The organism is Bradyrhizobium sp. PMVTL-01 (assembly GCF_051861855.1).
Classification (GTDB): Bacteria; Pseudomonadota; Alphaproteobacteria; order Rhizobiales; family Xanthobacteraceae; genus Bradyrhizobium.
Window position 1 is genome coordinate 1,434,834 of sequence record NZ_CP193982.1, and the last position, 24,085, is coordinate 1,458,918.

At 65.7% G+C, this 24,085-nt stretch carries 25 protein-coding genes; 12 read left to right on the forward strand and 13 right to left on the reverse strand.

Annotated features, from left to right (window positions below; genetic code table 11):
• Window positions 1–58: 58 nt before the first annotated feature.
• Complete coding sequence (locus ACRQ5Q_RS06755) at window positions 59–1,279, forward strand: NAD(P)/FAD-dependent oxidoreductase (protein ID WP_439373512.1); 1,221 nt, start codon at window positions 59–61, stop codon at window positions 1,277–1,279.
• Window positions 1,280–1,573: 294 nt separating this feature from the next.
• On the opposite strand, the gene ACRQ5Q_RS06760 is transcribed toward ACRQ5Q_RS06755, so the two are convergent.
• The 8 genes from ACRQ5Q_RS06760 to ACRQ5Q_RS06795 form a co-directional block, all read right to left on the reverse strand.
• Window positions 1,574–1,774: a hypothetical protein gene (locus ACRQ5Q_RS06760; protein WP_439373513.1), complete on the reverse strand. Its 201-nt coding sequence runs from the start codon at window positions 1,772–1,774 to the stop codon at window positions 1,574–1,576.
• A 294-nt stretch (window positions 1,775–2,068) separates the two neighbouring features.
• Window positions 2,069–4,210 carry a flagellar biosynthesis protein FlhA gene (gene flhA / locus ACRQ5Q_RS06765; protein ID WP_439373514.1) on the reverse strand — a complete coding sequence of 714 codons (2,142 nt, stop codon included), beginning with the start codon at window positions 4,208–4,210 and terminating at the stop codon, window positions 2,069–2,071.
• Between the two features lie 353 nt (window positions 4,211–4,563).
• Window positions 4,564–4,866, reverse strand: coding sequence for a copper-binding protein (locus tag ACRQ5Q_RS06770; protein WP_439373515.1), 303 nt, complete (start codon window positions 4,864–4,866; stop codon window positions 4,564–4,566).
• A gap of 16 nt (window positions 4,867–4,882) precedes the next feature.
• A complete protein-coding gene (locus ACRQ5Q_RS06775; RefSeq protein ID WP_439373516.1) occupies window positions 4,883–5,338 on the reverse strand; it encodes a cupredoxin domain-containing protein in 456 nt (151 codons plus the stop codon).
• Between the two features lie 32 nt (window positions 5,339–5,370).
• The gene (locus ACRQ5Q_RS06780) at window positions 5,371–6,708 is read right to left on the reverse strand and encodes a copper oxidase (protein WP_439396604.1); all 1,338 of its coding nucleotides are present in this window, start codon (window positions 6,706–6,708) and stop codon (window positions 5,371–5,373) included.
• A 13-nt stretch (window positions 6,709–6,721) separates the two neighbouring features.
• On the reverse strand, window positions 6,722–8,146 hold the full coding sequence (locus tag ACRQ5Q_RS06785; RefSeq protein WP_439373518.1) for a TolC family protein: 1,425 nt from the start codon (window positions 8,144–8,146) through the stop codon (window positions 6,722–6,724).
• A 9-nt stretch (window positions 8,147–8,155) separates the two neighbouring features.
• The gene (locus tag ACRQ5Q_RS06790) at window positions 8,156–8,440 is read right to left on the reverse strand and encodes a hypothetical protein (RefSeq protein ID WP_439396606.1); all 285 of its coding nucleotides are present in this window, start codon (window positions 8,438–8,440) and stop codon (window positions 8,156–8,158) included.
• Between the two features lie 73 nt (window positions 8,441–8,513).
• On the reverse strand, window positions 8,514–8,918 hold the full coding sequence (locus tag ACRQ5Q_RS06795) for a hypothetical protein (protein WP_439399700.1): 405 nt from the start codon (window positions 8,916–8,918) through the stop codon (window positions 8,514–8,516).
• On the opposite strand from ACRQ5Q_RS06795, the gene ACRQ5Q_RS06800 reads away from it, so the two are divergent.
• The gene (locus tag ACRQ5Q_RS06800; protein WP_439399982.1) at window positions 8,905–9,207 is read left to right on the forward strand and encodes a hypothetical protein; all 303 of its coding nucleotides are present in this window, start codon (window positions 8,905–8,907) and stop codon (window positions 9,205–9,207) included. The two genes, ACRQ5Q_RS06795 and ACRQ5Q_RS06800, sit on opposite strands and share 14 nt — an antisense overlap.
• A complete protein-coding gene (locus tag ACRQ5Q_RS06805) occupies window positions 9,105–10,370 on the forward strand; it encodes an MFS transporter (RefSeq protein WP_439396608.1) in 1,266 nt (421 codons plus the stop codon). Before ACRQ5Q_RS06800 ends, ACRQ5Q_RS06805 begins: the two co-directional genes overlap by 103 nt.
• Here the strand turns inward: ACRQ5Q_RS06805 and ACRQ5Q_RS06810 are convergent.
• Entirely contained in the window at window positions 10,367–10,774 is a 408-nt protein-coding gene (locus tag ACRQ5Q_RS06810; protein ID WP_439396610.1) for a DUF4864 domain-containing protein, read from the reverse strand. The genes ACRQ5Q_RS06805 and ACRQ5Q_RS06810 overlap by 4 nt on opposite strands.
• Window positions 10,775–10,840: 66 nt before the next feature.
• The gene (locus ACRQ5Q_RS06815; protein ID WP_439396612.1) at window positions 10,841–11,482 is read right to left on the reverse strand and encodes a TetR/AcrR family transcriptional regulator; all 642 of its coding nucleotides are present in this window, start codon (window positions 11,480–11,482) and stop codon (window positions 10,841–10,843) included.
• A gap of 250 nt (window positions 11,483–11,732) precedes the next feature.
• Between ACRQ5Q_RS06815 and ACRQ5Q_RS06820 the strand changes: the two genes are divergently transcribed.
• From ACRQ5Q_RS06820 to ACRQ5Q_RS06830, 3 genes are read left to right on the forward strand one after another with little or no spacing between them, the layout of a single operon-like run.
• A complete protein-coding gene (locus ACRQ5Q_RS06820; protein WP_439373521.1) occupies window positions 11,733–12,230 on the forward strand; it encodes a (2Fe-2S)-binding protein in 498 nt (165 codons plus the stop codon).
• On the forward strand, window positions 12,227–13,282 hold the full coding sequence (locus ACRQ5Q_RS06825; RefSeq protein WP_439396614.1) for an FAD binding domain-containing protein: 1,056 nt from the start codon (window positions 12,227–12,229) through the stop codon (window positions 13,280–13,282). The genes ACRQ5Q_RS06820 and ACRQ5Q_RS06825 overlap by 4 nt, the downstream gene beginning before the upstream one ends.
• A complete protein-coding gene (locus ACRQ5Q_RS06830; protein ID WP_439373523.1) occupies window positions 13,275–15,536 on the forward strand; it encodes a xanthine dehydrogenase family protein molybdopterin-binding subunit in 2,262 nt (753 codons plus the stop codon). Before ACRQ5Q_RS06825 ends, ACRQ5Q_RS06830 begins: the two co-directional genes overlap by 8 nt.
• A 45-nt stretch (window positions 15,537–15,581) precedes the next feature.
• On the opposite strand, the gene ACRQ5Q_RS06835 is transcribed toward ACRQ5Q_RS06830, so the two are convergent.
• Both ACRQ5Q_RS06835 and ACRQ5Q_RS06840 read right to left on the reverse strand, forming a co-directional pair.
• Window positions 15,582–15,734 (reverse strand): hypothetical protein, encoded by a 153-nt coding sequence (locus tag ACRQ5Q_RS06835; RefSeq protein WP_439373524.1) that lies wholly within the window; start codon window positions 15,732–15,734, stop codon window positions 15,582–15,584.
• A 198-nt stretch (window positions 15,735–15,932) separates the two neighbouring features.
• A complete protein-coding gene (locus tag ACRQ5Q_RS06840) occupies window positions 15,933–16,481 on the reverse strand; it encodes a cupin domain-containing protein (RefSeq protein WP_018646206.1) in 549 nt (182 codons plus the stop codon).
• A gap of 149 nt (window positions 16,482–16,630) precedes the next feature.
• Between ACRQ5Q_RS06840 and ACRQ5Q_RS06845 the strand changes: the two genes are divergently transcribed.
• Window positions 16,631–17,959 (forward strand): aspartate aminotransferase family protein, encoded by a 1,329-nt coding sequence (locus ACRQ5Q_RS06845; RefSeq protein WP_439373525.1) that lies wholly within the window; start codon window positions 16,631–16,633, stop codon window positions 17,957–17,959.
• A gap of 70 nt (window positions 17,960–18,029) precedes the next feature.
• The gene (locus ACRQ5Q_RS06850) at window positions 18,030–19,295 is read left to right on the forward strand and encodes a D-amino acid dehydrogenase (RefSeq protein ID WP_439396616.1); all 1,266 of its coding nucleotides are present in this window, start codon (window positions 18,030–18,032) and stop codon (window positions 19,293–19,295) included.
• Between the two features lie 458 nt (window positions 19,296–19,753).
• Here the strand turns inward: ACRQ5Q_RS06850 and ACRQ5Q_RS06855 are convergent, their stop codons facing one another.
• Window positions 19,754–20,410, reverse strand: coding sequence for a helix-turn-helix domain-containing protein (locus tag ACRQ5Q_RS06855; protein WP_439373527.1), 657 nt, complete (start codon window positions 20,408–20,410; stop codon window positions 19,754–19,756).
• Window positions 20,411–20,591: 181 nt separating this feature from the next.
• Here ACRQ5Q_RS06855 and ACRQ5Q_RS06860 point away from each other — a divergent pair, with 181 nt between their 5' ends.
• Genes ACRQ5Q_RS06860 through ACRQ5Q_RS06875 form a run of 4 tightly spaced genes read left to right on the forward strand, consistent with a single transcriptional unit; the run spans window position 20,592 to window position 24,063 of the window.
• Window positions 20,592–21,350: an ABC transporter substrate-binding protein gene (locus ACRQ5Q_RS06860; RefSeq protein ID WP_439373528.1), complete on the forward strand. Its 759-nt coding sequence runs from the start codon at window positions 20,592–20,594 to the stop codon at window positions 21,348–21,350.
• 32 nt (window positions 21,351–21,382) lie between these two features.
• Window positions 21,383–22,036: an amino acid ABC transporter permease gene (locus tag ACRQ5Q_RS06865; RefSeq protein ID WP_439373529.1), complete on the forward strand. Its 654-nt coding sequence runs from the start codon at window positions 21,383–21,385 to the stop codon at window positions 22,034–22,036.
• Window positions 22,033–22,764 carry an amino acid ABC transporter ATP-binding protein gene (locus ACRQ5Q_RS06870; protein WP_439396617.1) on the forward strand — a complete coding sequence of 244 codons (732 nt, stop codon included), beginning with the start codon at window positions 22,033–22,035 and terminating at the stop codon, window positions 22,762–22,764. Before ACRQ5Q_RS06865 ends, ACRQ5Q_RS06870 begins: the two co-directional genes overlap by 4 nt.
• 12 nt (window positions 22,765–22,776) lie before the next feature.
• Window positions 22,777–24,063, forward strand: a complete 1,287-nt coding sequence (locus tag ACRQ5Q_RS06875) for an NAD(P)/FAD-dependent oxidoreductase (protein ID WP_439396619.1) — start codon at window positions 22,777–22,779, stop codon at window positions 24,061–24,063.
• Window positions 24,064–24,085 lie beyond the last annotated feature (22 nt).

Sequence of the window (24,085 nt, forward strand, 5' to 3'; positions counted from 1 at the left end):
CTATATCTAGCCCGCGGGCAGGCCGCAGGATCTCTTCGGAAAGTGCGAGTAGGCGGACATGGCGCGTATCGTCGTGCTCGGCGCCGGGTTTGCAGGGCTGTGGGCGGCCATCGGCGCCGCGCGCAAGCGCGACGAGATCGGCGCAGGCGGCCATGACATCGAGATCCGTGTCATCGACCGCAACCCCTATCACAACATCCGCGTGCGCAATTACGAGACCGACCTCAGCGAGGTCGCGCTTCCGCTTGCGCAGTTGCTGGATCCGATCGGCGTCGCGCACAGCCTCGGCGAGGTCGAGTCCATCGATCCGGCGCATCGTCGGATATCGCTCGTCACCAGCGGCGGCGAGGACACGCTGAGCTATGACCGCCTCGTACTCGCGCTCGGCAGCGAGGTGATGCGTCCCGACATTCCGGGCCTCGCCGACCATGCGTTCGATGTGGATACCTATGCTGCGGCGCTTCGGCTCGAGGATCATCTCGCCTCGCTCGGACGCAGCGCGCCGTCGCCGGGGCGTTCGACCGTCGTGGTGGTCGGCGCCGGTTTCACCGGCATCGAGGTCGCGGCCGAAATGCCTGACAGGCTGGCGCGCGCCGGCATCAGCGGCAGCCGTCGCATCATCCTGGTCGATCCCAATCCTTCCGTGGGCGCCACCATCGGCGCGCATGCGCGTCCCGTCATCGAATCCGCCCTGTCATCGCTCGATGTCGAGACGCGGCTCGGCGCGCGCGTCGTATCGATCGAGGCCGCCGGCATCCACCTCAGCTCGGGCGAGTTCCTCCCGACCCAGACCGTGATCTGGTGCGCCGGCATGCGTGCGAACCGGCTGGCCGAAAACTTTCCGGGTGCGCGCGATCGCCTCGGGCGCCTGCTGGTCGATCCCTTCATGCGCGTTGCGGATCTGCCTGGCGTGTTCGCGGCCGGCGACGTCGCCTCCAGCGTGGTCGACGGGCTGCATCCGACCGTGATGTCCTGTCAGTTCGCCCGGCCCATGGGCCGCTTCGCCGGCCACAATGTGGTGGCTGATCTTGTTGGTGAGCCGATGCTGCCGCTGCGGATCGACTGGTACGTGACCGTGCTCGATCTCGGGGGCTGGGGCGCGCTCTATACGGAAGGGTGGGATCGCGCGGTCCGCACGACCGGTCAGGCCGCGAAGGCGACCAAGCAGACCATCAACTGCAAGCGCATCTATCCGCCGCTCACCGGCAGCAAGGACGATCTGTTCGCGGCCGCCGCGCCGACCGTGCAGGCACCGCCGCCGACGTATGGGGCGAGGTAGTTGGGAGGCGAGGGCCGTGCCCCTTGCTCCGTCATTGCGACCGCAGCGAAGCAAGTGAAGCAAGTCCAGAATCTTTCGGCGGGAGGCCGTCTGGATTGCTTCGCTGCGGTCGCAATGACGAGTTTGACGCGCGTGCGCTCGCAATGACGAAGGTACCCCAGACGAGAGAAAGCGCCCGTGGGGGGCGGGCGCTTTCCGTAGTCGACTTGGGGTTGGGGTCGTCTACATATCCACGTGGCGACTTTGGGGGGCTGGTAAAGAGCCGCGTGAATTCACAAAACTTCTCAGATCTCCTTATCGAACGAGGGACGCGTTCGAGCTGGTGATAACGACCGGCTTGCCGGCCTTGATGACGCGGGCCGTCTGGGTCAGACCCTCATCCGAGCCCAAGCGTGCCGTGATGCCGAAGCCTGCCACCACGAACCCTGCGACGAGGGCGACGACCACAACCTTCAAATGGGTCGCGCGATCGGCGCTGTAGATCGAGTGGTTCATGGAAGTCTCCTGCCGCCACCTCCCTGAAGTAGTCGCCGGCCGGTTAAGGCAGGTTCATGCTTCCGGTGTCCAACAACGTGGTATTGGCGGGATTCGTTCCCAAGAGGCGATCACAAGAGCGTGACGGAACGTGAAAGATCGCGATCAAAAGAATCTGTTGATCGCTCTTTTTTATAATCATTTCAAAGGTGTAATGTGCCCACAGGGCGTCTTTCGAGGCTTTGGTCCACAAGGCGCCAGGAACTCAAAAACCATTTGCATGTGGCCGAAAAACACACGGCTTCTTAAGGCAAATCAGATGCTTCCGACCGTTTTCAACCGCGCCCTGGGGTGGATTTCAGCTTGCGACAACACGGTGGTCTGGGCTCGGAACCGCTCCACGAGCGAGCGCACGAAGGGACGAATTGCCGCAGAGGTGACCAGCACCGGCGCCTCGCCTTCGCGGGCAGCGCGCTCGAACGCCTCGCGCACGGCGGTCATGAATTCCGACAGCTTCGAGGGCTGCATGGCGAGGCTGCGCTCCTCGCCCTGGCCGATGATGGATTCGGCGAAGGCCTGCTCCCACCGCGCCGACAGCGCGATCAGCGGCAGATAGCCGTTGTAGGAGGTGTTCTGCGCGCAGATCTGCCGGGCCAGGCGGGCGCGGACGTGCTCGACCATGGTGGAGGGATTGCGCGAAAAGGCGAGCGAGTCCGCGATGCCTTCGAGGATGGTCGAGAGGTCGCGGATCGAGATGCGCTCGGCGAGCAGCAGCTGCAGCACGCGCTGGATGCCGGAGACCGTGACCTGGCCGGGGACGATGTCCTTGACCAGCTCGCTCTGCTCCTTCGGCAATTCCTTGAGCAGCTTCTGCACCTCGCCATAGGAGAGCAGGTCAGACATGTTGGCCTTGAGCAGCTCGGTGAGATGGGTCGAGAGCACGGTCGCGGCGTCGACGACGGTGTAGCCCTTGAGCGAGGCCTCCTCCTTGAGGCTGGCATCGACCCAGGTCGCGGGCAGGCCGAAGGTCGGCTCGGTGGTGTGGATGCCGGGCACCTGAACCTGGCTGCCGCCGGGGTCCATGACCATGAACTGGTTCGGCCAGATCTTGCCGGTGCCGGCGTCGACCTCCTTGATCTTGATGATGTAGGTGTTGGCCTCGAGCTGGACGTTGTCGAGGATACGCACGGCCGGCATCACGAAACCCATCTCGATCGCGAGCGAGCGGCGCAGCGCCTTGATCTGCTCGGTGAGGCGGTCGGTGCCGTCGGGTCCGTTGACCAGCGGCAGCAGCGCATAGCCGAGCTCGATCTTGAGGTCGTCGATCTTGAGCGCGGCCGAGATCGGCTCTTCCGCCGCCGCGGCGCCGGCTGCACCCGGTACACCGGCGGCAGGCGCAGCGTTGGCGGCTTCCTCGGCCTTCACCGCGGTGCGCTTGTGGTTGCGGGCGTGCCAGGCCAGCGCGCCGGCGCCAGCACCGAGCGCCAGGAAGGGGATGGTCGGAATGCCCGGCAGCGCCGCCAGCACCAGCATCACGGCCGAGGACATCGCCAGCGCCTGCGGATAGCCCGAGAACTGCTTCATCAGCGCCTTGTCCGCGGCGCCGGACACGCCGGCCTTGGAGACGAGCAGGCCCGCGGCGGTCGAGACGATCAGCGCCGGCACCTGGGTGACGAGGCCGTCACCCACCGTCAGGAGCGTGTAGCTGCGCCCGGCGTCGGCGAAGGACATGCCCTGCTGTGCCACGCCGATGATCATGCCGCCGACGACGTTGATGAAGACGATCAGGAGGCCGGCGATGGCGTCGCCGCGGACAAACTTGGAGGCACCGTCCATGGCGCCGAAGAAGCCGCTCTCGTCCTCGAGCTCCTTGCGCCGCTGCTTGGCGATCTTCTCGTCGATCAGGCCGGCGGAGAGATCGGCATCGATCGCCATCTGCTTGCCGGGCATGGCGTCCAAGTGGAAGCGCGCGGCAACTTCGGCGATGCGGCCCGAACCCTTGGTGATGACGACGAAGTTGACGATGATCAGGATGGCGAAGACGATGATGCCGATGACGAAATTGCCGCCCATCACGAAGCTGCCGAAGGCTTCGATGACGTGACCGGCGGCGTCCGTGCCCTCGTGGCCGTGCGACAGGATCAGGCGGGTCGAGGCCATGTTGAGCGACAGGCGCAGCATGGTCGAGATCAGCAGGATGGTCGGAAAGGCCGAGAATTCCAGCGGCGCCTGGATGAACAGCGAGGTCATCAGGATCAGGATCGAGAGCGTGATCGAGATCGCCAGGAACAGGTCCAGCACGATCGCGGGCAGGGGCAGGATCAGCACCACCAGGATGGTGAGGATGCCGAGCGCCAGCGCGATGTCGCCGCGCTTGAGGATGTTGACGATCTCGTTGAGGGAGGGGACGCCGGGCTTTCCGCCGCCTACGCCCTGTCCCGCGGTGACGTCGACCATGGTAGCTGCCTCCCCGCGCGACTGCCGGCCGCGCGCCCCAAACGTCTGCGCGGCGGCCGATGGGCCGCCGTTCCGAAAGTGAGGCACCGCACTGGCGTCCACGGGAGCTCCCGTTCTACGCGGCTGACGACACTCGACTTCACCCGGCAATTTTTGCCCGGTGTATGGTTAGCAAAGGGTTAACGGAGGGGCGGCAGAAGGACCGGGGTGTTTTGGGGCCCACGGGAGGTCATTCCGGGGCGCGCGAAGTGCGAACCCGGAATCCATCGCGATGAAAGTGTCGTGGAGACTCGGATTCCGGGCCCCCCGCGCCAGCGGCGCGTCCGGAATGACCGTGAAGGGGGAAGGCGCCCCTACTTCGCCTTCTCCATCTTCGTCACCGTGTACCCCGAAGTCGCCTCCTCGGCCTCGAAGGTCACCTTGTCGCCGACCTTCACCTGCTTGAGCAGGGCGGGGTCCCTGACGCGGTAGACCATGGTCATGGGCTCCTCCATTCCGAGGCTCTTGGCCGGACCGTGCTTGAGCGTGATCTTGCCCGCGCTCTCGTCGATCTTCTTGACCTCGCCGCTGATCGAAGCGCTCTGCGCCGCGAGGGCGCCGAAGGTCAGACCTGCGCTCAACGCGAGCGCCGTGGCGATGCGGATGATGTTGTTCATGGCTCTTTCCTTTGACTCATTTCACCGTGACGTCGCCGACCATGCCGTACTCGCGATGGTCGGGGATCAGGCAGGAGAATTCGAAGATGCCTGCCTTGGTGAATTTCCAGACGATCTCGGCCGTCTTGTTCGGGGCAAGCCGCACCCCGTTCGGCTCGTCATGCTCCATGTGCGGATGCTTCTTCATCATCTCGGCATGCGCGAGATTCTCCTTGGTGGTTGCGAGCAGGAACTCGTGGTCCTCCTTCCCCACGTTGCGCAGCACGAAGCGGATCTGCTCACCCTGCTTGACCTCGATCTTCGACGGTTCGTACGACATCTCGCTCAGCACGATCTCGATGGTGCGCGCCGGCTTCTTGGGATCGCCGGGCTCGCCCGCGGAAAAGGACGTATGACCGTGATTTTCGTGCGCGCCGGCGGGTGCGATCGAAAGCGCAGCCAGCGCAAGGCCGAGTTTGACAGTCTTCTTCATTGTAGTCTCCGCTTGGTGGTTCATCGAAACGCTCACATCTTCATGTTCTTCACCGGCGGGCTGCCTGGCTTTTGTCGCGCCGGCTCCGCGGCCGGTGCCGTGACCTCGTAGGCGACGGTGCCTTGCGGGAATTTGTACGGACCGGGATCGCGGTAATCGTCGCGCGCGAGGTCCTCGCGGATCTTCATCACCGTGAACATGCCGCCCATCTCGATCGGGCCGAACTGCCCGGTGCCCGTCGTCATCGGCAGCGTGTTGGCCGGCGCGGGCATCTCCATGCTGCCCATCGCCATGCCGGTCGAGCCCATCGCCATCGCATCCGGCGCGAGCTTGCCGACGGCCTTGGCGAGATCCTTGCGCGACACGCCGATGAGGGTGCGCACCGCGTGCCCCATTGCGTTCATGGTGTGGTGCGACTTGTGGCAGTGGAACGCCCAGTCGCCGGGATTGTCGGCGAGCACGTCGAACACCCTGATGGCGCCGACGGGGACGTCGGTGGTCGTCTCGGGAATCTGCGCGCTCTCCGGAATCCAGCCACCGTCGGTGCAGGTCACTGCGAAGCTGTGGCCGTGCAGATGGATCGGATGATTGGTCATGCTGAGATTGCCGATGCGCACGCGAACCTTGTCGCCGAGCCGCACCGGCAGCGGATCGATGCCCGGAAACACCCGCGAATTCCAGGTCCACATGTTGAAGTCGGTCATCTCGTTGACCTGTGGCAGGTAGCTGCCGGGATCGACGCGATAGGTGCTCATCACGAAAACGTAGTCGCGGTCGACGGGCCGGAAGTTCGGATCGCGCGGATGCACGACGACCATGCCCATCATTCCCATCGCCATCTGCACCATCTCGTCGGAGTGCGGGTGGTACATGAAGGTCCCGCTCTTCTTCATCTCGAATTCGTAGACGAAGGTCTTACCCGGATCGATGTGCGGCTGGGTCAGCCCGCCGACGCCGTCCATGCCGCTCGGGATGATCATGCCGTGCCAGTGCACGGTGGTGTATTCGGGCAAGCGGTTGGTGACGAAGATGCGGACCTTGTCGCCCTCGACCGCCTCGATGGTCGGGCCCGGCGACTGGCCGTTATAGCCCCACAGATTCACCTTCATGCCCTCGGCGAATTCGCGCACCACGGGCTCGGCAACGAGGTGAAATTCCTTCCAGTCGCCGTTCATGCGGAACGGCAGCGACCAGCCGTTCAGCGTGACGACGGGGCGATAGTCGGGCCCGCTGGTGGGGTGCAGCGGCGGCTGCATCACCACCTTGTCCATGGTGGGCGCTTCCGGAATCGATGCGGCCTGGACGCGGCCGTTGATGGCCGACGCGCTGGCGAGCGCGGCGGTGCCCAGAAATCCTCGGCGGGAAAACATGCTGGCCTCCGTCTCAGTGCTCGCCATCGGCGGACGCTGCCGCCGCGATGGTGGTTGAAGTGTCGCCGCCGGAAGCGGGCGAGCCGCCGCCATTGACGGCGGTCTGCAAGTCGGACTGTGCGAGGTAGAACCTTTGCCTGGCATCGATGGCGCCGCGTAGCGACGCCAGGCGCTGCCGCGCCTCGGTCAGCAGCGCGAAGATGTCGACCTGCATGCTGGAGAAGCGCAGCTGCATCTCCTCGGTGATGATCTTGCGCAAGGGCACGATCTCCCGCTGGAAGTGGCTGGCGATGTCGTAACTGGAGCGATAGACACGATAAGCATCGCGGGCTTCCGAGCGAACGTTCACGGCACGCTCGGTCAGGCGGTTGAAGGCGAGATTGTAGGTCTCCGCCGCCTGCCGTACGCGGACCTCGCCGCCGTCGAAGATCGGGATCTGGAACTGCACGTCGAAGCCACGCTCGCGGAACGGCGGCCCTTCCGGATCCTGGGTGCGACGGGAGATGCCGGCGAGATCGAGCAGCGTCACGAAGCGCGTCGCCTCGGTGAGGTTCAGCGATTTAGCCAGCGCCGTCAGTTCCAGCCGTGCGATCTGCAGATCGATGCGATGGGCGACCGCGTCGGCCTCGATCGAGGGCAGGGCCTGCGGCCGGCGCGGCAATGGCGGCAACTGGTTGGGCAGACGGAAGTCGAGGCCGTCGTCCCACAGCCCCATCAGGCGCGCCAATCTTTCGCGCGTGCTTGTCGCAGCCTGCCGCGCGGTCGCGAGGTCAGCAGTGGTCTCGGCGTAGAACACCTGCTCGCGGGCCTGGTCGAGCTTGTTGATCGAGCCGGTCTCGCCCAGCTTGACGGCGAGCTGGGCCGTCGATTCCGCCGTCGCCTTCGCGTCCGTCAGCAGCACCGCCAGCTCGTTGCAGCTGACAGCACGGACATAGGCGCGGCGCACCTCGGCTGCGAGCCGCAGCGTCGCCAGCGCAGCGCGCAATTGCGCCTGGCGGAAGCGGTCGCGCGCGATCTCGGAGCGGAACGGCAGGGTTGCGAGGGCGAGGATGTCACCGACAACCTGCCGCTCGATCTCGTTCGCGCCATTGCCCGAGATGCGCGAGATCGAGAACACGGGATTGGGCGGCAGGCTCTGCTCGACCTGCTCGGTTTCGGCCAGCGCCAGCGCGTTGTAAGCGGCTTGCAGCCCCTTGTTGTTGAGCAGCGCAATCTGCACGGCAGTCTCGGTGGTCAGCGTGCGCGCCAGTAACCGGCGGATGGTCGCGCTCACGGCCTGGGCACCTTCGGCCGATCGGACGAAGGCGACATCCTTGTTGATCGTCTGGCTCGCAAGGTCCGAGACCGTCGTCATGCCGCCGTCCGGCGAGAACGCCATGCAGCCGGACAGCCCGAACGCGGTGAGCAGGAGCAGGCTCCGCGCAAGATGGTGTGCCATGGCGCGTCCCTACCGGCCTTGCTTCGGCTGCGGTGTCACGGCGTCGTTGCGGTCGCGCCATGGCGCCGGTGTTGCAGGCCGCAGACTGGTATAGGGCGCAATGGTCGAGCGATAGCCGACGCCTGCCACCTTCGCCGCGGGATCGGCCGGGTCGGCGCTGGCGATTTGTGTCGTTGCCGGCATGCAGCCGGACAGCGCCAGCGCGGCAAAGGCCGGCAGCAGCCAATTGAATCGAAAATGTTGTCCACCCACCGCAGATGCGGCGGCAGACTTCGCCCCGGAAAGCGCAAGCATGATTCATCCCTGATCTCGAAATCACAGGTTCGCGCGCGCAAAAGCGCGCTCGGACCGACGTTGTTGCGTCAGATCAGGCGATGGGGGGGCGGTAGTGCTGGGGCGGCGCCGTGCTGTGCAGGCTGGCCGCAATCTCGGGCGCGCAGGTCGACGTCGGCTGGACCGGTGTGGCGACGCTGGGCAGATCGGCCGGCAGCGCGCTCACGCACATCATCGCGCAGCACGGACCCACGGTTCTCTTGCCCCCATGGTGATGCGGAGCGGGTGCGTCCTTTGCGGCAGTTTGGTGATGCGCGTGAGTTCCCGCATGTTCGTGCGACGCATCGCCATGCTGATGGCTCGCCATCTGCTGATGCGCCGGCACCGGACCGGCGAGGAGTGCGCCGTCAAGGCACGGCGCAGGGCCATTGCTCAGGGCAAGGCTTGCTGCCGGCGCGAGCACGCAGAACAGATAGGCGAGGGCGATGATCCGCCCCACCCTGATCCGCATCGACCGCGTCAACCGCAACAACATTCCGCCGACAGGCTCCTCGCGCGGCAAGGTTGCACACGCTGATTGCAAACTAGTGGCAAAACGCGCATTCGCCAAGCGCATTTTACCGCAGTGCACCGCGCATGGCCAATATATCGCCACGTTGCTTGACCCTTCGCTGATCCGCGAGCCATGGTCGGGCCCGTGCACGCGCCAGATGATCCAGAACAAAGACCACACTCGTTCAGTCCTGATTCCCGTCAGGCCTGGATGCGGCTCGTCATGGCGCTGGTGATCGGCTCGATCGGCGGCGTCGGCATGTGGGCGATCGTCGTCATGATTCCGGCGGTGCAGGCCGAATTCGCCGCCACGCGCGGCGCGGTGTCGCTGGCCTTCACCCTCATGATGTTCGGCTTCGGGCTCGGCGGCGTGATCGCCGGCAAGATTACGGACCGCTTCGGCATCGTGCGCGCGATGGCGATCAGCATCGCCTTCCTCGGCGTCGCCAATACGCTGGCCGGACTTTCGACGCAGCTCTGGCAGTTCATAGCGGCCTATTTCCTGATCGGGCTCGGAACATCGGCGACCTTCGCGCCGCTGATGGCGGAGGCCTCGCACTGGTTCGAGCGTTATCGCGGACTTGCCGTGACCATCGTCGCCAGCGGCAATTATGTCGCCGGAACGATGTGGCCCCCGATCGTCAACTGGGGCATGCAGTCGATCGGCTGGCGCCACACCCATATCGCAATTGGCCTCGTCTGCGTCAGCCTGATGACGATCCTGGTGCTGGTCCTGCGCGCGCAGATGGGCAATGACACGGTCCATGACCACGCCAAGGCACCTCCGCCGCGGGTCGATCTCAAGCTGTCGACCAACACGCTGACGGTGCTGCTCTCGATCGCCAGCATCTCCTGCTGCGTCGCCATGGCAATGCCGCAGGTGCATATCGTCGCCTATTGCGGCGATCTCGGCTATGGCGTCGCGCGCGGCGCCGAGATGCTGTCGCTGATGATGGGCTGCGGCATCGTCAGCCGCATCGGCTCGGGCTATCTCGCCGACAAGATCGGCGGCATCCGCACGCTGCTGGTGGGATCGCTGGCGCAAGGCTTTGCGCTGGCGTTCTATCTGTTCTTCGACAGCCTCACCTCGCTTTATATCATCTCGGCGATGTTCGGCCTGTTCCAGGGCGGCATCGTGCCGAGCTACGCCATCATCGTGCGCGAGGCGATGCCGGCGAGCGAAGCCGCAACCCGCGTCGGCATCGTGATCTTCGCCTCGGTGTTCGGCATGTCCTTCGGCGGCTGGGTGTCCGGCGTGATCTTCGATGCCACCGGCTCCTACGGGGCGGCTTTCGCCAACGGCGTCGCCTGGAACGCGCTCAATATCGGCATCGTCGTGCTGCTGCTGATCCGCTCGCGGATAGGCTCCGTCAGGGCCGGTCCGGGCTTTGCCACTTAAACTGCCTGTCCCGCCTTCAGGAGCGAGCAGCCGGTGATCTTGTAGCTGCCGTCCGCCTGCTGCTCGAGCGTGTAGAGCGCCTCCCAGGCTTCCCCATTGGCGTCGACGATGTGGACGCGCTGCGCGATCCAGTTGCCTTCGCTCCTGCTCTCGCCAAATTCAAAACTCTTGTGACGATAGACCGGCGCGTAGCCGCTTTGCACCATGGACATGAAGAGGCCGGGGGCGGGGAAGATCTCCTTGATTGCAGGCGCGGCGTGAGAATAGGCCGCGGCCGCATCGTCGCGTGCAAAGGCCTGCTCCTGGGCTCGAATGACGCCCTGTGCCGCCGAGACATCGCCGGCGCCTGCCGAGACAGGACCAAGGGCAAGAGTGAGAGCGACCAGCAAGGCGGTAATGCGCATGAGAGGCTCCGCGTTGAAATCCCGGCGGTGCTGATCCTAGCACGCCCCATGGGACATACGGGCACGCTATCGTTTGCGTTTCACCGCCGGTTTCGCTGGCCTCCCCGCCGGGCGCAGCCTGGCCTTGGCGGCCATCTGCACCCGCAGGCCGTCGACGAACACGTCGAGCATCCGCAGCACCGAGGATTGCCAGCCGGGCTGGTCGTGCATGTAGCACATGCCGAAGAACGCGCGCAGCAAGTCCTCGGGACTGATGTCGGCGCGCATCGCGCCGGCCGCGACGGCCCGATCGAGCAGCGAGCCGATCGCCGTGGTCAGGCGCTCGAACGAGAAGGCATGCAGCTCGGAGCCGCTCTGCACTGCGAGTGCCAGGGCTGCCACCATGCCCTTCTTGGTGGCAACGAATTCGACACCCGAGCGCAGCCAGCGCCTGAGCGCGTCGATCGGATCCTTCGTAGTCTTCAACTGCTCGGCGAGCTCGCTGAGCTGCTCGACCTCGCGCCGGTACACTGCCTCGAACAGGTCCTCGCGCGTCGGAAAATGCCGGTAGAGGGTGCCGATGCCGACGCCGGCGCGTTTGGCCACAGCTTCCAGGCTCGCCTCGGGGCCGCCGGCGTTGAACACGGTCTTCGCGGCCTCGAGCACGCGCTCGCGATTGCGCACGGCGTCGGCGCGGGGCTTTCGGGTCTGGTCGGTATGGTCGTCCATGCCGGTCAATGTAGATCACGAATTGGTTAGATTGAACCCTTGCCGGACCTGTGCAGGGCTGCATCGCGTTGGTGGCGCGGGGCTTTCGACGAATTCCAAATATTTCCAGGCGACCCTTGTTAAGCGGAGGGTGCCTCCGTATCTTCGATCGAGCGTCGGCCGCGTCATGTTGGGGCGGCGCTATTCGACGGCGGCCACGGCGGTGGCGCGCCGAACGATGAGCCATGTCCATATCTGATCGGAGCCTTGTATGAACCACTCCATCAGCCTCACCGTGAACGGTGCGCGGCGCGACTTCGTCCTCGACGATCCGCGCGTCACGCTGCTCGATCTCCTGCGTGAGCGCCTCCATCTGACCGGAACCAAGAAGGGATGTGACCGCGGCCAGTGCGGCGCCTGCACCATTCTCGTCGACGGCAAGCGTATCAATTCCTGTCTCGCCCTCGCCATCAGCCATGACGGCGCCGACATCCTCACCATCGAAGGCCTCGCGCGCGGCGACCAGCTTCACCCGGTCCAGGCCGCCTTCATCGCGCATGACGGCTTTCAGTGCGGCTTCTGCACACCCGGGCAGATCATGAGCGCGATCGGCATGATGCAGGAGGCACAGGCCGGCAACGATCCCGAACGCATCCGCGAATGCATGAGCGGCAATCTGTGCCGCTGCGGCGCTTATGCCGGCATCGTCGATGCCGTGCTCGAAGCGCAGGCCGGCATCGACGAATCCAACAAGAGGCGCTCCACATGAAACCGTTCGATTATGTCAGGCCGGCCACGGTCACTGAAGCCGTTGCCGCCGCCGCGCAGCCGGGCGCCGTTTATCTCGCCGCCGGCACCAATCTGCTCGACCTGATGAAAGGTGGCGTGAGCCGGCCGGATCGCCTCGTTGACGTCACGCATCTCCACGGGCTCGATGCAATCGAGACTCTCGCCGACGGGTCGTTGCGCATCGGCGCGCTCGTCAGCAATGCCGATCTCGCGCATGACGCAAACTTCGCGAAGGCCTACCCGGCCATCGCCGAGGCGCTGCTCTCCGGCGCGTCCGCGCAACTGCGCAACGCCGCGACCGTCGGCGGCAATCTGCTGCAGCGGACGCGCTGTGCGTATTTCTACGACACCGCCAGCCGCTGCAACAAGCGCGAGGCCGGCTCCGGCTGCGACGCCCGCGACGGAGAGAACCGCGGCCATGCCGTGCTCGGCTGGAGCGAGAGCTGCATCGCCACCCATCCCTCAGACTTCTGCGTGCCACTCGTCGCACTCGATGCCGTCGTCGAGATCGAAGGCAGGAACGGGCGGCGCGAGATCGCGCTCGACGCCCTGCATCGCCTGCCGGGCAAGGCGCCGGAGCGTGAGTCGGCGCTCGAGCCCGGCGACCTCATTGTCGCCGTGCGCCTGCCGCCCACGGCGCGCGGATTTTTAGCGCATGCGCGCTACCTCAAGGTTCGCGAGCGCACTTCCTATGCTTTCGCGGTCGTCTCGGCCGCAGCCGCGTTGCGCATCGAGACCGGCAAGATCGCGGAGGCGCGGGTTGCGCTGGGCGGCGTGGCCGCAAAGCCCTGGCGCGCCCGCGCCGCGGAGGATGTGCTCAAGGGCGTCGCGCCCACCGCCGACGCCTTCCAGGAAGCCGCCTGGCGCGCGCTCACCGACGCAAAGCCGTCCGGCGACAACGCCTTCAAGATCGAGCTCGCGCGCCGCATCGTGGTGCGCGCGCTGACCCTCGCCGCGGCCGGTACGCCCGCGCGTATCCCCGCGCTGCCGGCCTCTCCCTTTGCCTCGACCTCCGGAGCCATTCATGCCTGAGCTCAACCTGACCAGCGCTCCCGCTCATTTGCGGCACGGCTCGAACATCGGTCAGCCCCTAACCCGCCGCGACGGCGTCCTCAAGGTCAAGGGGCAGGCGACCTACGCCGCCGACAATCATCCGCAAGGCATGCTGTTTGCGGTGATGGCGGTGTCCAGCATCGCACACGGCCGCGTGACCTCGCTCGACGTCGCGGCAGCCAAGCGTCATCCGGGTGTGGTCGACGTTATGACGCCGAGCCACAGGCCACAGCTCGCGATCGACCCCGAGATCAAGACCAATCCGTTCGTGTTCCGGATGGAGGTGTTGCAGAGCGACGAGATCCGCTATGCCAACCAGCCGATCGCCGTCGTGATCGCCGAGACGCTGGAGGCGGCGACGGAAGGCGCGCTGCTGCTCGCGCCGCGCTACGAGACGCTGCCGGCGCTCGTGGGGCTCGATGCCGGCGAAAGCTTCGTGCCGCCGGTCGTCGGCGTCGGCAATCCCACGGAAGTGAACCGCGGCGATGTCGAGGCGGGCCTCGCCTCGGCCGAGAAGCAGATCGACGCGACCTACGAGACGCCGCCGCAATATCACAATGCGATGGAGCCGCATGCGATCGTCGCCTCCTGGGACGGCGACCGTCTGCAGATCGACATGCCGACCCAGGGCCTGATGCTGTCGCTGGCGCGCATCGCCGAATTGTTCGGCATCGCGCACGACAAGATCCACATCCGCAGCCCGTTCCTCGGCGGCGGCTTCGGCTCCAAGGGATTGATGGCCGGACCGCAGGCGCTCGGCATCATGGCGGCCAAGCTGGTCGGCAAGCCGGTCAAGCTGGTGCTGCGCCGTGAACAGATGTATGGCCCGGTCGGTCACCGCGCGCCGACGCGTCAGCGCTTGCGCATTGGCGCCGATGGCGAGGGACGCCTGATCGCGCTCGATCATCATGCCAGGACCGTTTCGAGCACGTTCGACGATTTCTACGAGCCTGCGGCCGATGCCTCGCACACGCTCTATGCCGCGCCTGCGATCCGCACCTCGCACGAGGCCGTGCGGGTCAACACCGGCACGCCCCTCTTCATGCGTGCGCCCGGGGAGGCGACCGGCTCGATTGCGCTCGAGAGCGCGATCGACGAGATGGCTTGGGCCTGCGGCCTGGATCCGCTCGCCTTCCGTCTGAAGAACTACGCGGAGGTCGAGCCGATCAGCGACAAACCCTTCTCGTCCAAGGCGCTGCGAGCCTGCTACGAGCAGGGTGCGGCGCGGTTCGGCTGGGCGAAGCGTTCGCTTCAACCGCGACAGATGCGCGACGATGCCGGTCTTCTGGTCGGATGGGGCGTGGGCACCGCGACCTTCCCGGCGCTGATGTTCCAGGCCGACGCCCGCGCGGCGATCCGCCGCGATGGTTCCGGCGTGATGGAGATCGGCGCGCATGACATGGGGCAGGGCGCCTGGACGGCCCTTGCCCAGATCGCGGCGGATGCTGTCGGCCTCGATATCGACCGCGTGGAATTCAAGGCCGGCACGTCCGACCTGCCGGATGCCGGCATCGCCGGCGGCTCGGCGCACACGGCGACTGCGGGTGCTGCGATCCACAGCGCCGGCGCGGCCGTGATCGCAAAGCTTTCCGATCTCGCCACCGGGGACGAGCGCTCGCCGCTGTTCGGCGCCGGCAATGCCGGCGTGATCGCGCGGGACGGCAGGCTGATCCGCCGTGACGACGAGCGCCGCAGCGAGAGTTATGCCGAGATCCTCGCCCGTGCGGGAGTGGCGGAGGTCGAGGCCCGCGGCACCGGCGCGCCGAATCCTGCGGCGATGGAAGAATATGCGATGCACGCCCATGGCGCGGTGTTCGCTGAGGTGAAGGTCGATCCCGATCTCGGCCAGGTGCGCGTCACCCGCATGGTCGGCGCCTTCGCCGCCGGGCGGATCGTCAATCCGCACCTGGTGAAAAGCCAGCTGTTCGGCGGCATGATATGGGGCCTGTCCTTCGCGCTGCACGAGGAAGCCATCACCGACCGCCGCAGCGGAAGGATCATGAATGCCAATCTCGGCGAGTACCACATCCCCGTGAATGCCGATGTCCCCCCGCTCGACGTCATCACTGTCGAGGAGCACGACCCGCATGTGAATGCGCTCGGCATCAAGGGCGTCGGCGAGATCGGCATCACCGGCAGCGCCGGTGCGGTCGCCAACGCCGTCTGGCACGCGACCGGCGTGCGCGTCCGCCGCTTCCCAATCAAGATCGAGGAATTGCTGATGCAGTCCTGAGAGATAAGAGGCGCGGCGAGATCATGTCGCTCCGCCCGGGTCTTGCTAATGCAGCTTCTTGCGGACTGCTTTGAGCGCCGCGCGCTGCGTCTCGATGTAATCGGCGATGACCTTGCGCAGCTCCTGCGAATGGAGCTTGTCGGCATCGCGCTGCACTTCGTCGAGCGCAGCCTCTGCATTAGCGAGCGTGATCTTCATCTGCGAGCCCTGTTACGAAGCGGCCCCGGAGTGCCCAAAAAGCTGAAGCATCCGCGGCCATAACCTCAGCACCTCTAAAAGCCAGGCTGCTCTTCTACGGTTCCTAATATATAGCGGCGCGGCCTGCGGAAATTGAGATGGCTCAAGCTCCGGAGGAAACCGGTGGCTCCGTAAGATCCCGGATGTGCCGATCGCGCCTCAGAACGTCGGCGGCGTGCAGGCCGAGATCACTTCGCACGGCTTGCCGCCGACGCAGCGGAAGCGATGCGGACGGCGGCTCTCGAAGTAATAGGCATCGCCGGGATTGAGAATGCGACGCTCGTCCTCGACGGTGACTTCGAGCTTGCCTGAGATCACGATGCCGCCTTCCTCGCCGTCATGGACGAGGTGGACGCGTCCGGTATCGCTGCCGGGCTCGTAGCGTTCCTTCAGGATCTGCAGGCTGCGGCCGAACAGATTGTCGCCGACCTGCCGATACGAAATCGGCTTCTTGCCGACCTCCGTCAGCTCCTCCGCGCGGTAGAAGATCTTGCGCCTGGACTCCGGCTCCAGCGCGAAGAACTCGGCGAGCCCCATCGGGATGCCGTCGAGGATGCGCTTGAGCGCGCCGACCGACGGGTTCATCTGGTTGGATTCGATCAGCGAGATCGTCGAATTGGTGACGCCGGCGCGTTTGGCGAGTTCGCGCTGCGACAGCTTGTGGCGCGCCCGGATGAATCGCAGCCGTCCACCGATGTCGACGCTCATAGCCCAGATCCCGTGTTGCAGGTGTTGCGGATCGCGCAAATATGGACCGGCGGCCCCAGCTAAATCAATGGCTTGCAGGTCGTCAGAAAAGGACTTGTTGCGCTTTCGAAGCCGTGGCTCTGCTAGCGGGTCAGCAAAGGAGCGCGGCCGTGACCCTCCATCAGATTCCGAACACGATCAAGACCGACTCGTTCTGGATGCCGTTCACGGCCAACCGGCAGTTCAAGAAAGCGCCCCGCCTGTTCTCCTCGGCCGAGGGAATGCACTACACCACCGTCGACGGCCGCAAGGTGATCGACGGCTCCGCGGGCCTCTGGTGCGTCAATGCCGGCCACGGCCGCAAGCAGATCGCCGCCGCGGTCGAGCGGCAGCTGATGACGCTGGACTTCGCGCCCACGTTCCAGATGGGCCATCCGCTGGCGTTCGATTTTGCCGAGCGCCTCGCCGAGATCGCGCCGAAGGGCCTCGATCGCGTTTTCTTCACCAACTCCGGCTCGGAGTCGGTCGACACCGCGCTGAAGATCGCGCTCGCCTATCATCGCGCCAACGGCCAGTCGAGCCGCACCCGTCTGATCGGCCGCGAGCGCGGCTATCACGGCGTCGGATTCGGCGGCACCTCGGTCGGCGGCATGGTTGCCAATCGCCGCGCCTTCGCGACCCTGCTGCCGGGCGTCGACCACATCCGCCACACTCACGATCTCAGCCGTAACGCCTTCGCCAAGGACCAGCCCGAGCACGGCGTCGAGCTCGCCGAGGATCTCGAGCGCCTGGTCGCCCTGCACGGCGCCGAGACCATCGCCGCCGTCATCGTCGAGCCCGTGCCGGGTTCGACCGCGGTGCTGCCGCCGCCGAAGGGCTATCTGCAGCGCCTGCGCGAGATCTGCGACAAGCACGGCATCCTCCTGATCTTCGACGAGGTCATCACCGGATTCGGCCGCCTCGGCACACCGTTCGCCGCCAACTTCTTCGGCGTCACGCCGGACCTGATGACGACGGCCAAGGGCATCACCAACGGCACCATTCCCTGCGGCGCCGTGTTCGCGAGCCGCAAGGTGCATGACGGCATGATGGTCGGGCCCGAGAACCAGATGGAGCTGTTCCACGGCTACACCTATTCGGCGCATCCGACCGCCTGCGCCGCCGGCATCGCGACGCTCGACATCTACAAGGACGAAGGCCTGCTCACGCGCGGTGCGTCGATCGCCGAATACTGGCGCGATGCGCTGCATTCGCTCAAAGGTCTGCCGAACGTCGTCGACATCCGCAATTGCGGCCTGATGGGCGCGGTCGAGCTGGCCCCGCGTGACGGTGTCGTCGGTGCGCGCGGCTACGACGTCATGGTCGATTGCTTCAACACCGGCCTTTACCTGCGCATGAGCGGCGACAGCTTCGCGATGTCGCCCCCGCTCATCGTCGAGAAGAGCCACATCGACCAGATGGTCTCGATCCTCGGCGACGCTATCAAGAAGGTGGCCTGATAATTGCTCTCGCCGTTGCGAGTTGTTTCCTTGCAGCGGCGAGCGTGATGCCGCGGGAGTTTGACCAAGCGTGAAAGTTCTGATCCTCGGCAGCGGTGTCATCGGTGTCACCTCTGCCTACTACCTCGCGCGTGCCGGCCACGAGGTGACGGTCGTCGACCGTCAGCCTGAGCCGGCCTTGGAGACCTCCTTCGCCAATGCCGGCGAGGTGTCGCCCGGCTATTCCTCGCCCTGGCCCGGCCCTGGCGTGCCGGTGAAGGCGGTGAAGTGGCTCTTGATGAAGCACGGCCCGCTGGTGATCCGGCCGAAGCTCGATCCTGTCATGTGGGTCTGGCTGCTCAAGATGCTGCGCAACTGCACCAGCGAACGCTACGCGGTCAACAAGAGCCGGATGATTCCGATCGCGGAATACAGCCGCGATGCCTTGCGCGCTCTGCGCCGCGACATCGGCATCCAGTACGACGAGCGTTCGCAGGGCACGCTGCAGCTGTTCCGCTACCAGTCCCAGCTCGACGGCACCGGCGAGGATATCGCCGTGCTCAAGCAGTACGGCGTGCCCTTCGAGGTGCTGAGCCGCGACGGCTGCATCGCGGTCGAGCCGGCGCTCTCGGGCGTGAAGGAGAAGTTCGCCGGCGGGCTTCGCCTGCCGCAGGACGAGACCGGCGACTGCCACATGTTCACGCAGGCGCTGGCCAAGCATGCGCAGGCGCTCGGCGTGCGCTTCATGTTCAACACCGGCATCGACCGCATGGTCACCGACGGCGCGCGCGTCAGCGGCGTTGCGACTAGCGCCGGCCTGTTGCAGGCAGACAGTTATGTGCTCGCGCTCGGCAGCTGGTCGCCGCGGCTCGTCGCGCCGCTCGGCATTTCGCTGCCGGTCTATCCGGTGAAGGGTTATTCGATCACGGTGCCGATCAAGGACGCCTCCGGCGCGCCGGAATCGACCGTGATGGACGAGAGCTACAAGGTCGCGATCACCCGCCTCGGCAATCGCATCCGCGTCGGCGGCACGGCCGAAATCTCGGGTTATTCGAGCAAGCTGTACGACGCCCGCCGCGCCACGCTGGATCATTCGCTGACCGACCTGTTCCCGCGCGGCGGCGATCTCTCCAAGGCCACCTTCTGGAGCGGCCTGCGCCCGATGACGCCGGACGGTCCGCCCGTGATCGGCCCGACCCAGTACGCCAACCTTCACCTCAACACCGGCCACGGCACGCTCGGCTGGACCATGTCCTGCGGCTCGGGCCGCGTGCTCGCCGACATGGTGTCGGGCAAGAAGCCGGACATCGACGTCAGCGCGCTGTCGGTGGAGCGGTACAAGTATCGGTTCGGGTGAGGCTCTGTCCCCTCGTCATTGTGAGGAGCTCTTGCGACGAAGCAATCCAGGCTGTCTCCGTGGTGAGTGTCTGGATTGCTTCGCTTCGCTCGCAATGACGATGTGGAGGCGGCGCGTATCCAACTCCATCACCGTCACCCTGAGGTGGCCGCTTCTTCAGCGGCCCTCGAAGGGCGACGGCCCGGCTCTATCGGGGCCGCTCATCCTTCGAGGCTCGCTTTGCTCGGGCCTCAGGATGACGGGAAGTTGGTGGCGCCCGGCTCAAGGCTTGCTGCGCTCAGATGTGATCCGGGCGATATCCCTGGGGGGATGAGTCCCGCGTGCGGAGGTCGGCCCAGATCGATTGGGCTTGTCTTCAGCCATCGCCGGATCGCAGCGATGATGAGGTCATCCATCGTGGTTTACCCTCGCCGTGCTGAACACTCTCACATTATGCCGACAGGTGCAGCACCGGCAAACTACCCCGCCCCCGGCACGCAGTTCACCCACAACACCAACGCTTTCGCATCCTGCGCCGGATTGGAAAACCGGTGCGGCCTGCGGCTGGCGAACCGAAAACTGTCGCCCGTCTTCAGCGACCATGTCTCGCTGTCCACCGTCAGCATCATCTCGCCTTCGAGCACCAGCCCGGCCTCTTCGCCGTCGTGGGTGTAGAGCTCGTCGCCGGTCGAGCCGCCGGGCTCCAGATGCACCAGGAACAGGTTGAGCCGGTTGTCGGTGCTGGCCGGACTCAGCAATTGTTTCGAGACGCCGGTCCGCCACAGCTTCAGCTCGGGGCGCTGCAGGCCGCGCGTCACCACCCGGTCGGAGACGCCGTCGGCGCTCGGGCTCGCGCCGAACAGCGCGGCGATGCCCACGCCGAGCACGTCAGCGAGCGTTGCCAGCACGCGCAGCGACGGCGACGACAGGCCGCGCTCGATCTGGCTGAGGAAGCCGATCGACAGCTCCGTGCGGGCGGCCACCGTCTCCAGCGACAACTGCCTGGCGCGCCTGAGATCGCGGATGCGGCGGCCGACCGCGACGTCCATCGCGGGCTCGGCCGGCTTGGTGACAGGCTTGGCGACGGCCTTGGCTTTCACCTTCCTGGCCGGCTTCGCGGCGGCCGGTTTGCGCATTCTTTTGCCACCGCTCACGTCAAACCGCTTCCTTCATGTGCATGAAAACCGCTTGCATCAACTGCGAAAGTATGACCAAATTTTCATACTGGTGAAAATAGGCCGAAACGGCGTGGGCCGCAACGTCTGCGATCAAGACATCTGCGAGCGCCGGCACCGGCCGGACCCAAAGGGGGATGCGATGAAGCGTTTTGTTCAGGCCGCAGTCGCGGCGCTCGCACTTGCGGCCGTGGCGCCGGTTTCGGCGCAGCAGGTGCTGAAGGTCGGCTCGACGCCGACAGGCATTCCCTTCACCTTCCTCGACACCAAGACCAACACCATCCAGGGCATCATGGTCGATCTCGTTACCGAGATCGGCAAGGACGCCGGCCTCAACGTGCAGATCGAGCCGATGGCGTTCTCGGCGCTGATCCCGTCGCTGACCTCGAGCAAGATCGACATCATCGCCGCCGCGATGTTCATCACCGCGCCGCGCAAGGAGGTGATCGACTTCTCCGACCCGATCTACACCTATGGTGAAGGCCTCGTGGTGCCGAAGAGCGACACGAAGGCTTACACAACGCAGGACGACCTGAAGGGCGAGACCGTCGGCGCGCAAGTCGGCACCGCCTTCGTCGACGCGCTGAAGAAGACCGGCCTGTTTGCCGACGTGAAGGCGTACGATACCATTCCCGACATCCTGCGCGACGTGAACACCGGCCGCCTCAAGGCCGGCTATGCCGACTATCCGATCCTTGCCTACAATCTGAAGCAGGGCGGCTTCCCCGAGGTGCGCCTCGTCGACGGCTACAAGCCCGTCACCGTCGGCTCTGTCGGCATCGGCGTGCGCAAGGGCGAAACCGCGCTGCTCGGCAAGATCAATGCCTCGCTCGCAAAGCTGAAGGCCGACGGCACCATCGACAAGATCCTCGAGAAGTGGGGACAGAAGGCGCAGGGTTGATTGGCAAGACCTGATCGATCGAAGGCTGCCCGATGAAAGGCTTCCTGCACGACGCCGCCGAGTTCTTCCCGATCCTGATGAACGGCGTCGCACTGACGATCGTCGTCACCATCGGCTCGCTGCTGCTCTCGACGGTACTTGGGCTGATCTGGGCGATGATGCGGGTCTCCGGCATCAAGGCGCTGTCGATGCTCAGCGCCAGCCTGATCAACGTGATCCGCGGCATCCCGATCATCGTGCTGCTGTTCTATCTCTACTTCGTCATGCCGGATCTCGGCGTCACACTGTCGGCCTTGCAGGCCGCCATCCTCGGGCTCGGCATCGCCTATTCGGCCTATCAGGCCGAAAACTTCCGGGCCGGCATCGAGGCGATCGACAAGGGACAGATCGAGGCGGCGCAGTCGATCGGCATGGGCTGGTGGCTGACCATGCGGCGCGTGGTGCTGCCGCAGGCGGTGCGCATCGTGCTGCCGCCCTACGGCAACGTCATGATCATGATGCTGAAGGACTCCTCGCAGGCCTCGACCATCACGGTCGCCGAGCTCGCACTGCAGGGCAAGCTGATCGCGTCCTCGACCTTCAAGAACACCAACGTGTTCACGCTGGTGGCGCTGATGTATCTCACCATGAGCATCCCGCTGATCCTGCTGGTCCGTCACTTCGAGAAGCGGGCCGGCAAGAAATGATCGAGCTGAGCGACGTCCACAAGAGCTTTGGCAAGGTCGAGGTGCTCAAGGGCATCACGGCTTCCGTCGAGAAGGGCGAGGTGGTCTGCATCATCGGCCCCTCAGGCTCTGGCAAGTCCACCATCCTGCGCTGTATCAACGGGCTCGAAAGCTACGATCGCGGCGAGATCGGCGTCGAGGGATTGAGGGTCGACCGCGACGCGCCGTCGATCGTGAACATCCGCACCCAGGTGTCGATGGTGTTCCAGCGCTTCAACCTGTTCCCGCATCGGACAGTGCTGGAGAACGTGGTCGAAGGTCCGCTGTTCGTGAAGAAGGAGCCGCGTGCCGAGGTGCTCGAGCGCGGCCGTGCGCTGCTTGCCCAGGTCGGCCTCGCCGAGAAGGCCGACATCCATCCACCGCAGCTCTCCGGCGGCCAGCAGCAGCGCGTCGCGATCGCGCGGGCGCTGGCGATGCAGCCCAAGGCGATCCTGTTCGACGAGCCGACTTCGGCGCTCGATCCCGAGCTCGTCGGTGACGTCCTCGGCGTGATGCGCAAGCTCGCCGACGACGGCATGACCATGGTGGTCGTCACCCACGAGATGGGCTTTGCCCGCGACGTTGCCGATCGGGTGCTGTTCATCGACGGCGGCGTCATTGTCGAGCAGGGGCCGGCGAAATCGGTGCTCAATCAACCGCAGCACGCCCGCACGCAGGACTTCCTGCGCCGCGTGCTGCATCCGCTCTGACCGGACTTCGCCATGACGACGCGCCTGCCTCTGCCGCCTTCGCTCTATGCCGACACCGCGGTCGCGCCGGTCGCGACGCCGCCGCTCGATCTCGACAAGACCGTTTCCGTCGCGATCGTCGGCGGCGGCTACACCGGCCTGTCCACCGCGCTGCATCTCGCCGAGCAGGGCGTCGAAGCGCTGGTGCTGGAGGCGCAGGAGCCGGGCTGGGGCGCATCAGGAAACAACGGCGGCCACACCAATCCTGGCCTGAAGCACGATCCCGATCAGATCGAGGCGGACTTCGGCGCCGAGCTCGGCCGCCGCATGATCGCGTTCTCCTACGGCACGACGAACTTCACCCACGATCTGATCCGCCGTTACCAGATCCCATGCGAGGCGCGGCAGAACGGCACGCTGCGCGCGGCCTACAACGAGACCAGCGCCGCTGCAATCGAGGCGACCGCGCAGCAATGCATCCGCCGCGGCATGCCGGTGTCGTACCTGAACCGCGAGCAGCTGCGCGAGATGACGGGCACCGACCGCTACATTGGTGCCATGCTGGATACGCGCGGCGGTGACCTGCATCCCCTGAGCTACGCCCGCGGCCTCGCGCGCGCCGCAATATCGGCGGGCGCAAAGGTGCATGGCGAAACGCCCGCGCTGTCGCTTCGTCGCGACGGCAATCACTGGCGCATCGAGACGCCGCGTGCGGTCGTGCATGCGGACAAGGTGCTGCTTGCGACCAACGGCTTTACCGACGATCTCTGGCCGGCGCTCCGCCGCACCATCGTGCCGGTGTTTTCCTCGATCGCCGCCACCGCGCCGCTGTCGGACGCGGTGGCCCGTTCGATCATGCCGACGCGTCCGGTTCTCTACGAGAGCGGCCACATCACCGTCTATTATCGCATCGATCAGCAGAACCGGCTTCTGATGGGCGGCCGCGGCCCGATGCGCTGGATCAGCTCGCCGCACGACGTTGCCTATCTCATGCGCTATGCGGAGAGGCTATGGCCGCAGATCAAGGGCGTCGCTTGGACCCACGGCTGGAACAGCCGCCTCGCCATCACCAAAGATCATTATCCGCATGTGCACGAGCCCGCGGAAAACGTCCTGATCTCGCTCGGCTGCAACGGCCGCGGCGTCGCGCTCTCGACGGCGATGGGCGCGCAGCTCGCCCGCCGCCTGATCGGCGGCGCCAGGGCCGAGATCGACATGCCCGTTACCGGCATCAAGCCGATCCCGATGCATGCGTTCTGGCCCGTCGGCGTGACGACCGCCGTGATTGCGGGCCGCGTGCGGGATCGGCTGGGCATTTAAAAGGCGCCGCCCTGTTACGGGC

Coding starts and splice junctions, on each gene's coding strand:
- ACRQ5Q_RS06755 (WP_439373512.1), top strand. CDS start 59: ATGGCGCGTATCGTCGTGCTCGGCGCCGGGTTTGCAGGGCTGTGGGCG.
- ACRQ5Q_RS06760 (WP_439373513.1), bottom strand. CDS start 1,774: ATGAACCACTCGATCTACAGCGCCGATCGCGCGACCCATTTGAAGGTT.
- flhA (WP_439373514.1), bottom strand. CDS start 4,210: ATGGTCGACGTCACCGCGGGACAGGGCGTAGGCGGCGGAAAGCCCGGC.
- ACRQ5Q_RS06770 (WP_439373515.1), bottom strand. CDS start 4,866: ATGAACAACATCATCCGCATCGCCACGGCGCTCGCGTTGAGCGCAGGT.
- ACRQ5Q_RS06775 (WP_439373516.1), bottom strand. CDS start 5,338: ATGAAGAAGACTGTCAAACTCGGCCTTGCGCTGGCTGCGCTTTCGATC.
- ACRQ5Q_RS06780 (WP_439396604.1), bottom strand. CDS start 6,708: ATGTTTTCCCGCCGAGGATTTCTGGGCACCGCCGCGCTCGCCAGCGCG.
- ACRQ5Q_RS06785 (WP_439373518.1), bottom strand. CDS start 8,146: ATGGCACACCATCTTGCGCGGAGCCTGCTCCTGCTCACCGCGTTCGGG.
- ACRQ5Q_RS06790 (WP_439396606.1), bottom strand. CDS start 8,440: ATGCTTGCGCTTTCCGGGGCGAAGTCTGCCGCCGCATCTGCGGTGGGT.
- ACRQ5Q_RS06800 (WP_439399982.1), top strand. CDS start 8,905: ATGATCCGCCCCACCCTGATCCGCATCGACCGCGTCAACCGCAACAAC.
- ACRQ5Q_RS06805 (WP_439396608.1), top strand. CDS start 9,105: ATGGTCGGGCCCGTGCACGCGCCAGATGATCCAGAACAAAGACCACAC.
- ACRQ5Q_RS06810 (WP_439396610.1), bottom strand. CDS start 10,774: ATGCGCATTACCGCCTTGCTGGTCGCTCTCACTCTTGCCCTTGGTCCT.
- ACRQ5Q_RS06815 (WP_439396612.1), bottom strand. CDS start 11,482: ATGGACGACCATACCGACCAGACCCGAAAGCCCCGCGCCGACGCCGTG.
- ACRQ5Q_RS06820 (WP_439373521.1), top strand. CDS start 11,733: ATGAACCACTCCATCAGCCTCACCGTGAACGGTGCGCGGCGCGACTTC.
- ACRQ5Q_RS06825 (WP_439396614.1), top strand. CDS start 12,227: ATGAAACCGTTCGATTATGTCAGGCCGGCCACGGTCACTGAAGCCGTT.
- ACRQ5Q_RS06830 (WP_439373523.1), top strand. CDS start 13,275: ATGCCTGAGCTCAACCTGACCAGCGCTCCCGCTCATTTGCGGCACGGC.
- ACRQ5Q_RS06835 (WP_439373524.1), bottom strand. CDS start 15,734: ATGAAGATCACGCTCGCTAATGCAGAGGCTGCGCTCGACGAAGTGCAG.
- ACRQ5Q_RS06840 (WP_018646206.1), bottom strand. CDS start 16,481: ATGAGCGTCGACATCGGTGGACGGCTGCGATTCATCCGGGCGCGCCAC.
- ACRQ5Q_RS06855 (WP_439373527.1), bottom strand. CDS start 20,410: ATGCGCAAACCGGCCGCCGCGAAGCCGGCCAGGAAGGTGAAAGCCAAG.
- ACRQ5Q_RS06860 (WP_439373528.1), top strand. CDS start 20,592: ATGAAGCGTTTTGTTCAGGCCGCAGTCGCGGCGCTCGCACTTGCGGCC.
- ACRQ5Q_RS06865 (WP_439373529.1), top strand. CDS start 21,383: ATGAAAGGCTTCCTGCACGACGCCGCCGAGTTCTTCCCGATCCTGATG.
- ACRQ5Q_RS06870 (WP_439396617.1), top strand. CDS start 22,033: ATGATCGAGCTGAGCGACGTCCACAAGAGCTTTGGCAAGGTCGAGGTG.
- ACRQ5Q_RS06875 (WP_439396619.1), top strand. CDS start 22,777: ATGACGACGCGCCTGCCTCTGCCGCCTTCGCTCTATGCCGACACCGCG.